An 8,078-nucleotide genomic window follows, 5' to 3' on the forward strand; every position below is an offset into this window, starting at 1 on the left:
TTTAAATTCTATGCGAGACAACCCAGATATATAGGCATATTTAAGAATTTTTCTTATGTATACCTTTATACATGCTACTTACCATTATCAACCGTTATCTACCGTATATAACCATAGGGTAGACATTAAAAAGCCTACCCTATGGGATGTTTTTAATTATTATTCTAACCCTAACATTTTCAAATATTTAGTATAATTTCCATCCCACTCTTCATGATTTTTCGGAATATATTCTTCCATTTCAAAAGAGTTTCTAATTATTTGTCTACCATGCTTTTGATCTTTAATCTTTCCAAGTGCCTGTGCTTGAATTATTAAATTTCCAATAGCTGTAGCCTCTACAGGTCCCGCTATTACTTTTCTTCCTGTTGCACTGGCTGTAAGTTCACATAAAAGCTTATCTTGAATTCCACCCCCAATAACATGAATGGTATTAATTTTTTTATTTGTAATCTCTTCTAACTTATCTATAGCCCACCTGTACTTAAGGGCGAGACTCTCTTCTACACATCTTATGATCTGGCCTATTGATTGTGGTTCATTTTGATTTGTATTTTTGCAGTACTCTTTAATTTTACTTGGCATATTGCCTGGCTCATAAAACAGTTCATTATCTGGGTCTATAAAACTAACTCCACTTTTTTCTGCCTTAGCCATTTTTACAATTTCTCCAAATCCCAAATTAATGCCTTGTTTTTCCCACTCCCTTTTACATTCTTGAATAATCCAAAGGCCCATAATATTTTTCATAAGTAAAACCTTATTATTTGTACCTCCCTCATTTGTAAAATTATACTTATATACCTTATCATTAATAATCTGTTCGTCATTTTCCATTCCTAGTAATGACCAAGTTCCACTACTTATAAAAACAGGATTGTCTTCAATAGATGGTATAGCTGCTACTGCAGATGCTGTATCATGCCCACCAACCGCTATTACTTTTATAGGTTTAATGCCCAGTTCCCTGCAAATGCTTTCTTTAACAAAACCAACTTCTGCTCCAGGCATTATTAGCGGTGCAAAAATATCATTAGGTATCTTTAGCTTTTCAATCACATATTTATCCTTGCTTTTTTCTTCATAATTGTACAATTGTGATGTAGTGAATTCAGTAAACTCCGTGTATCTTTTGCCTGTAAGCATGTAGTTAAATAAATCAGGCATAAATAACAATGTTCGTGCTATTTTTAAAATACTACTTTTACTTTCGACCATAGAAAGTAGTTGATATATAGAATTATATGCCTCAAATTGGAGACCAGTTCTTCTAAACAGCTCTTCTTTTGGAACATATTCGAAGCATTTTTCCATCATACCCTTAGTTCTCTCGTCTCTATAGTGATAAGGATTACTTATTAGTTCCCCCTTTTCATCTAATAGTCCAAAATCTACACCCCAAGTATCTACCCCAATACTTTCTATATTAATTCCGGAAATCTTACATTTTAATATACCTTGCTTAATTTCATGGCATAATTTTAAAATATCCCATTGAAGATGCGCCCCGAACATTACTGGATCATTTGAAAATCTATGAACCTCTATAAGTTCAAGTTTATCATCTTTTAAGTTACCTAAAATAGCGCGGCCGCTACTAGCTCCAAAATCAAAAGCAAGAATCCCAGTAGTTATATTCTTTGCAATTTCCATATTTAATCCCTCCTAACTGTTTACCTAAATTTAAAGACACCCACTTATAAAAGTGGGTGTTTAATATTTATTTTTTTCCGTAAATAGGTCCAAAATTTTGACAAGCTCTATAATCGGCTGCTTCTTTATCCATTGTTCCAAAGGCATTCCAAGCACTTGGCCTAAATATTTCTGCGTCAGGAACATTATGCATGTTGACCGGAATTCTAAGTATTGCTGCTAGCGTAATTAGATCAGCTCCAATATGACCATAACTTATTGCTCCATGATTAGCACCCCAGTTATTCATAACTGAATATACATCAGTAAATGCACCCTTTCCATTAAGTATTGGTGCAAACCAAGTAGTTGGCCAAGTTGGATCTGTACGTGAATCTAAAGCTGAATGTATATCTTCCGGAAGTTCTACCGTATAACCTTCAGCAATTTGAAGTACTGGCCCTATTCCATCAATTAAGTTAACTCTGCTCATAGTTACAGGCATATTACCTTCTGATACAAATTTAGAAGAAAATCCACCACCCCTAAAGTATCCATTATTTGCTGCATGCCAAGAAGTTGCATCTAAACAATTTTTAACATCCTCTTCATTTATATTCCAGAATTCTTTCATAGTAGCTTTTCCATTTTCTCTTTGCTGCCCGGTAGCATCTAATGTAGTAGCACCTGAATTTATAAGGTGAATTATTCCGTTCTTTGCGAGACCTGTTAATTCTTTACCACTTACTCTTTTAACTGCATCTGGACTCCAATATGTTCTAACGTCAGAAAAAATTTGAGCTGTATTAGTTAATAAATGTCCAAATAACATTGATATACCGTTTAAGCTATCATTTTCTGTTGCTACAACAAAAGCTTCTCTGATTCCATTCCAATCAAAGGATGAACATAACACCGCTTCCATAAAATCTCCGTTAGGAAAATGATCAGTCCATTGTCTTTGCCCTTGAAAACCGGATACTATAGCATTATGACCTTCACTTTCTTCTTTAAAACCCATTTCTGCTAGCTTTTCATTTCCAATCATTAAATCTCTTGCTATTATGGTCATCTTAACTACAGTTTTCCATATTTTTTCTTTTTCTTCACTAGATTTTTGATCTTCAAGTTTATTTAAATCTTTTCCCTCTTTACAATTTTCTTTAGTCCATGCTAATGCTTTTTCAAATTCCTCTGGGTCATATATATTCTCTTCTATTCTTCTTGTTATTTCTGTCATATCAACATATTCATTTCTCATTCCAAGATATTTTTGAAAAAAGCTTGAATCCACAATAGAACCTGCAATTCCCATGGAAACACTTCCAATAGATAAGTAAGACTTTCCCTTCATTATCGCTGCAGCAAGACCTGCTTTTGCAAATTGAAGTAATTTAGTCTTTACATCTTCTGGCACTGAATTATCATTACTGTCCTGCACATCTTGTCCATATATTCCAAAGGCAGGCAGACCCTTTTGATTATGTCCTGCTAGTGCCGCTGCAAGATATACTGCACCTGGTTTTTCAGTTCCATTAAAGCCCCATATAGCCTTAGGCATTAATGGATCCATATCTATAGTCTCACTTCCATAACACCAGCATGGGGTTACAGTTATAGTAAGCCCAACTCCTGCTTTTAAAAATTTATCTGCACATCTAGAAGCCTCAGCAACTCCACCGATAGTAGTATCTGCTATAACGCATTCTACTTTTTTACCATTTGGATATCTTAAATTCTCTACTAATAATGATTCAAGGGCTTTTGCCATACCCATAGTTTTCTCTTCCATAGATTCTCTAACACCTCTACGTCGTCCATCTATAGTAGGTCTAATTCCGATTTTGGGTAAGTTTTCATTGAATATAGTATTCATAAGTAACAGTACCTCCTTAAAATTTAAAACTAAACGATTCCATAAAAGCAATAGTACAAAATGGAATCGTTTCAATTACAGTTTACAACTCAATTGGAATAGATGTCAATAGTTAATTAATTATATAACAAAGGTTTTATATCTGCAGAATCTATATTCGTTTTGTCATACCAATGAAAACCAGTATCTATAGTTTTTTCTAATTTCTCACCTTTGATTGCTTTTACAGCAGCTTCTACTGATTTGAACCCAATACCAATTGGATCTTGAGTAATAGCCCCTGCTTGGATTCCACTTCTTATTGCGTCTAATTGTGGTTTACCAGAATCAAATCCAATAATTGAAACTTTGCCCTCTTTTTTAAGCTCTTTTGTTGCATTCAAAACTCCTATTATTGATCCTTCATTTGCTCCGAAAAATCCCTTTAAATTTGGATGTGCCTGATAGATCGCTTTTGCAAGATCTGTAGATTTAAGTTGGTCTCCATCACCGTATTGTATATCAACGATTTTAATGTCAGGGTATTTCGCTTTCATTTGATTTACAAATCCATCACGACGATCTATTCCTGTAGAACTTGTTTGACTATGAACAATTAGTGCTACTTCACCTTTTCCTCCTATAAGCTCAGCCATTTTATCTGCTGCTACTGCTGAGGCTGCTAAATTATCTGTAGCACATGTCGTAACTGGAATTGTACTGTCTACACCTGAATCGAATCCAACAATTGGAATCTTTTGTGTTTTAGCTTTCTCTAATAAAGGTATTAAAGCTTTACTATCTAATGCTGCCAAACATATTGCGGACGGCTTCTTTCCGAGTGCTGCCTGTACCATTTCTACTTGTTTATCTACCATAGCTTCAGTTTCTGGTCCCTCAAATGTTATTTCTACATCGTATTGCTTTGCAGCCTTTTCAGCTCCACTTTTTACCGCTTGCCAAAATTGATGCTGAAATCCTTTTGAAATAACGGGAATGTAGATTTTACCAGGTGTCGCTGTTGCTACCTCTGCTTTTTTCTGTGCACAACCACCAAATATAGACGCTGCCATAACTAAACCCAAAGTAACAGAAAATAACTTATTAAATTTTCTCATTAATAATGTTCCCCCTTAAGATTAAGATTTTATATTACTCTTCTCATTGGAAAAATCCCTTTAAGAAGTAGAAACCGATTACCAAGTAACTCTTGGAAATTAATTATTTATTATTTTTTTCTACGTTTAATATCCATATAAACAGCAAGAATAACAATACAGCCAGTAACTATTGTTTGCCACTCTTGTGGAACAGACATGATTCTAAGACCATTTGTAAGTACAGATATAATAAATGCTCCAATTACAGTACCTATTATAGTTCCTTCACCACCACTTAAAGAAGTACCCCCTATAACAGCTGCTGCTATTGCATCCATCTCATAACCAGCTCCTAATGCAGGTTGTGCGGAGTTAAGCCGTGCCGCCATCATAATTCCTGCTATACCTGCGAAAATTCCACATAGTGTATAAATTGCTATTTTCCACTTATCTACATTGATGCCAGACAATCTTGCTGCCTCTTCATTACTTCCAAGTGCCACATTATATCTACCAAGTACTGTTTTGGATAAAATTAAACTAGCAATTATAGCAACTGCAAAGAAAATTAAAACTGCATTTGGTATTCCTAAAAACGACCCCATAGAAATCTTGGCAAATGAAGGTGTGTCATTAAAATAAATTGGTTTTGCATTTGACAATACAAGTGAAAGTCCTTTTGTAATCATCATCATACCAAGTGTTGCAATAAATGGTGGTATTTTTGCTTTTGCTATAGCAGTACCATTTAGAAAACCACATAATCCTCCAGCAACTATTCCACCTAGAACCCCTACAAAAACAGGAAGCCCCATATTTGTTATAAAGAGCCCTGCAAAGACTGCTGAGAAAGTCATCACAGTACCAATTGATAAATCAATACCACTAGTAATAATTACAAATGTAGCTCCAATAGCTAGCACACCAGTAACCGACGTTGCAAGTAGAATTCCAACTATATTATCAAATGTAGCAAAATTAGGTGATACAATTGAAAATGCTAGAAACATTACTATTAAACTACTGAATGCCAAAAGCTTTTGCGTGGCACTACCACCAGATAATATTTTTTTTCTAAGAGTTTTTTTCTCAATTATTTTAGTATTCATATTTTTATCCCCCCATATTCATTATTTATTTAGACTCGTTATTATATTTAAACCTAGATTGTGGTTTGTGATTCACGTTTTGTAGCGTATTTCATTATAAGATTTTGCGTAGCTTCCTCAGCACTTAGTTCTCCTGTAATTCGTCCTCCACACATAACCATAATGCGATGGCTCATTCGCATTATTTCAGGTAATTCAGATGAAATCATGATTATAGACTTCCCTTGTGCTGCTAAATCATTAAGTAATTTATAAATTTCACTTTTTGCACCTATATCAATTCCACGTGTCGGTTCATCAAATATTAAAATATCACTATCACGAGTAAGCCACTTACCAATAACTACTTTTTGCTGATTTCCTCCAGATAAAAATTTTACCTTTTGTGAAATACTAGGGGTTTTGATTCTTAGATCTTTAACCATTTTTTCTGCTATCGCTTTAGTTTTTGAAACATTTACCCAACCAAAATGTCCAGTGAATTTATTGAAAGTAGAAAGAACAATATTGGACTCTACATCCATACCAACAGTAAGTCCATATTGTTTACGGTCCTCTGACAAATATCCTATTCCATGTTTAACTGCATCACCAGGTGACTTGATTAAAACTTTGTTACCCTTTATAAAAATTTCTCCAGTCTCAATAGCATCTGCACCAAAAATCGCCCTGGCTACCTCTGTACGACCTGATCCCATAAGGCCTGCAAATCCAAGTATTTCACCTTTTTTAAGATTAAAACTTATATTTTTAACCATGCGACCCCTATTTAGATCTTTAACCTCAAGTACTACTTCTGTACTACACCCTTCTGTGCAAGGCTTAGCTGTTTCATAAATTGTCCTTCCTACCATCATGTGAATAATTTGGTCTATGGTAACATCTTTGATATTAACTGTATCTATATAACATCCGTCACGCATTACTGTAATCCGATCACATATTTTTTTAAGTTCCTCCATACGGTGAGAAATATATACAATACCAACTCCGCTATCCCTGAGTTCATAAATCATTCTAAAAAGTTCATCTATTTCTGCTTCTGTAAGTGCTGCAGTTGGCTCATCCATAATAACAACTTCTGATTTAAATGAAAGAGCCCTTGCGATTTCTACCATCTGTTGTTTTGCTACAGAAATATCTGAAACCTTTGTACGTGGATCTAAATTTAGATGCATCCTATCAAATAACGCCTGTGTCTTGTCATTTATTACTTTGTCATTTAATAAAAATTTTGTTCCGTCTATAGTTTCACGTCCTATGAATATATTTTGAGCTATAGTAAGGTGTGGCATAAGATTCAATTCTTGATGAACTATACTAATTCCTAACTCTTGAGCTTCCTTTGGGCCCTGAAAATCTACTTCCACTCCTTTGTAAATAATTTTCCCTGCATCTTTCCTATATACACCAGTCATTATTTTTACCATAGTGGATTTACCTGCACCGTTTTCTCCAATTAGTGCGTGCACTTCTCCTGCTCGTAATTCAAATTTACATTGATTAAGTGCATGAACACCAGGAAATGATTTTTCTATTCCCTCCATTGAAACTATAATTTCACCCATGTAGCATCCCCTCCAATCTATTACAATATTTATTTATTATAACGTTTACATAATTGCTATACCTTGTCCTTGTTTATATAATATCATTCAAACTATTAAATTATAATGTGAAAATCAACTGAATTTTTAGAAAATTCAACTATTATATATTTTTATTAATACCATTTCAAAAAAATATAAGCTCCCATAATGGGAGCTTATATCAATTTACAAAAGGAAAAAGAAGCTTTTGATTTTCTGGCGTATACATATTACCCTTATCAATCATTTTTGAACCTGTGTTCACATTTTTAGGAACTTTATTTTTGTTTGAATCTTCTATAGCATACTTTACTCCTAAATAACCCATGCTATATGGATTTTGCAGAATTGTCGCTTGTATTACATCGTCCTCCATAAAATCTATTTCTTCATGAGTTGCATCAAATCCAATTACTTTAATTTTCCCTTGGAGATTCATATTTTGTATAGAATTCGCTACCCCTATTGTTGCCGGAGCATTTAATGCTATTATGATATCAATTTTATCATGTTTTTTTATAACCATATCGGTTTGCTCTTTTGCAATTTTTTCATTGGCTAAGCAATATTCTTTCTCCAATACCTTAATACCAGGATACGAATTTATAACTTCAAATAGACCTTCTTCTCTCTGATCTGCAGTGGCCGTTCCTTTTACAAAATTAATAATTACAACATTGCATGTAGTGCGTCAAAATATAGCTTTATGAAACTGCATTCCTAAGTCAAATTATAACTATAATACTAATAATTATCTACTGGTTATTTGCTTTTTTACTAATCAAATTATTAC

At 33.9% G+C, this 8,078-nt stretch carries 6 protein-coding genes; all 6 read right to left on the reverse strand.

The window, feature by feature from the left end; translation table 11 throughout:
* Nucleotides 1–159: 159 nt before the first annotated feature.
* Nucleotides 160–1,653: a rhamnulokinase gene (locus tag KPL55_RS24840; protein ID WP_216309443.1), complete on the reverse strand. Its 1,494-nt coding sequence runs from the start codon at nucleotides 1,651–1,653 to the stop codon at nucleotides 160–162.
* Between the two features lie 67 nt (nucleotides 1,654–1,720).
* Nucleotides 1,721–3,508 carry an L-fucose isomerase gene (locus tag KPL55_RS24845; RefSeq protein ID WP_216309444.1) on the reverse strand — a complete coding sequence of 596 codons (1,788 nt, stop codon included), beginning with the start codon at nucleotides 3,506–3,508 and terminating at the stop codon, nucleotides 1,721–1,723.
* A gap of 116 nt (nucleotides 3,509–3,624) precedes the next feature.
* Complete coding sequence (locus KPL55_RS24850) at nucleotides 3,625–4,605, reverse strand: ABC transporter substrate-binding protein (protein ID WP_216309445.1); 981 nt, start codon at nucleotides 4,603–4,605, stop codon at nucleotides 3,625–3,627.
* A 110-nt stretch (nucleotides 4,606–4,715) separates the two neighbouring features.
* On the reverse strand, nucleotides 4,716–5,696 hold the full coding sequence (locus tag KPL55_RS24855) for an ABC transporter permease (RefSeq protein ID WP_216309446.1): 981 nt from the start codon (nucleotides 5,694–5,696) through the stop codon (nucleotides 4,716–4,718).
* Nucleotides 5,697–5,749: 53 nt separating this feature from the next.
* Nucleotides 5,750–7,264, reverse strand: coding sequence for a sugar ABC transporter ATP-binding protein (locus tag KPL55_RS24860; protein WP_216309447.1), 1,515 nt, complete (start codon nucleotides 7,262–7,264; stop codon nucleotides 5,750–5,752).
* Nucleotides 7,265–7,466: 202 nt separating this feature from the next.
* The gene (locus tag KPL55_RS24865) at nucleotides 7,467–7,955 is read right to left on the reverse strand and encodes a substrate-binding domain-containing protein (RefSeq protein WP_312887389.1); all 489 of its coding nucleotides are present in this window, start codon (nucleotides 7,953–7,955) and stop codon (nucleotides 7,467–7,469) included.
* Nucleotides 7,956–8,078 lie beyond the last annotated feature (123 nt).

The organism is Clostridium lacusfryxellense (assembly GCF_018861735.1).
In the GTDB taxonomy this organism is placed as follows: Bacteria; Bacillota; Clostridia; order Clostridiales; family Clostridiaceae; genus Clostridium_AD; species Clostridium_AD lacusfryxellense.